We start from the raw sequence: 1,559 nt of genomic DNA, 5'->3' as shown, positions 1-1,559 counted from the left end.
GAATTAATAGCCCTATAAAGAGAAGTTTGTGAAACTCCTGTTTTTTGAATAATTCCTTTTATTGAATACTTATTGCTATAATACAATTGAAATCTTCTCCTTTTCTAATGGTGGTCTCCCAAATTTCTTCCCTTTTTTTCACTTTGTTTCAGACTCTTTTTTATCTTCTTCCCAACCAATTTATTTTCTAGATTTAAAATAATAGAAAGAATACAGTTTTTTTGTTTTGTGGTTTTATAAAATGCTTAAGTTGAGGACGGTACCCTTGAAACAGAAACTGAGGGAATAGTTATTGATAATAAGCAGCTAGATAATATAGTTGCTCTTAATGATTAAATAATATGTATTTAAATCTTCATATATTTTGTGTTTTCATCCATATCTATTGTAAGATTATATAGAGTTCTCCTAATAAGCTGTTATAATGGCTTTTTTTAGGGATTTAATATCTATAAATCTTAAATTATTTTTTGGGGATAACTTTTTATCCAACTAAGTTATATTGAAGTAGAGGTGAACCATCGGTGAAGCAGGTGTTAGTAATTAAGAATGAACGGTCTTTTGCAAAGAAAATCGTAAGCGGTCTAACGCAAGAGGGCTATTTCATTTTAAAACTTCACAATGAAAACCAAGGTTTAAATATAGTATATGAACAAGATTGGGATATTATCATATTGGATTGGGATTCATTAAGTATATCGGGGCCAGAAATTTGTAGACAAATACGACTTGTTAAAACGACACCGATAATTATTGTGACCGACAATACTTCTAGCAAGGATTGCATAGCAGGGCTACAAGCAGGAGCAGATGATTATATTAGAAAACCATTTGTGAAAGAAGAATTAGTAGCAAGGGTTCAAGCTATTTTAAGGAGAAGTGACTGTATCCAGCAAAATGAGACAAACTTTTTTCAGTTTAAAGATCTCTTTGTTGATGCATCTAGCCATATTGTGAAAAAAGGTGGTAAAAATCTCTCGCTTACTAAGCGCGAGTACGATTTACTTGTATTTTTAATTAAGAATAAAAATACAATATTGAGCCGTGAAATGCTTTTGAACCAGGTTTGGGGATATAACGTAGTAGTCAATCCAAATGTAGTAGACTTATATATTGGGTATGTAAGAAAAAAGTTAAAGTGCGAGAAGAAAGATAGATATATTCAAACGATACATGGCAGAGGCTATTCAATGGTTGAATGATAAAAATAAGATAATAGGTAAAGTACAGTTTGTCATAATAGCAAAAACGAGTAAAGCTATTTCATACAGTTTTACTCGTTTTTTTCTATTAAACCTGATAATCAAATAGTTTCTGTGAAATATTAAAAGACGGAAACTATAAAAAGAAGATTGCTACCAGGCAATGGATTATGAAAAAATCAGCTATTAATGGGCATTTTTTTTGCAGTAGAAATCATGGTTTATAAGGTGCCCAATCTATTGATTAGTACGTGTGGGGATGACTCTGGTGCGCATTAGATGAGACTGTATCTAATGTATGTTTAATTTTATTAACTCACACCATTCACAAGATTTTCACATAATTAATGACTATAC

At 30.9% G+C, this 1,559-nt stretch carries 1 protein-coding gene; it reads left to right on the top strand.

Translation table 11 applies throughout. The annotated features are described in order from the left end of the window. The first annotated feature begins 524 nt into the window (after nucleotides 1–524). Nucleotides 525–1,202, top strand: coding sequence for a response regulator transcription factor (locus AB3X49_RS22720; protein WP_044439327.1), 678 nt, complete (start codon nucleotides 525–527; stop codon nucleotides 1,200–1,202). Nucleotides 1,203–1,559: the final 357 nt, after the last annotated feature.

It is taken from the genome of Bacillus sp. C30 (assembly GCF_040838255.1).
Taxonomy (GTDB): Bacteria; Bacillota; Bacilli; order Bacillales; family Bacillaceae_G; genus Bacillus_A; species Bacillus_A mycoides.
Note: the sequence above shows the minus strand (reverse complement) of the source record. Positions and strands in the feature narration are given on the sequence as shown.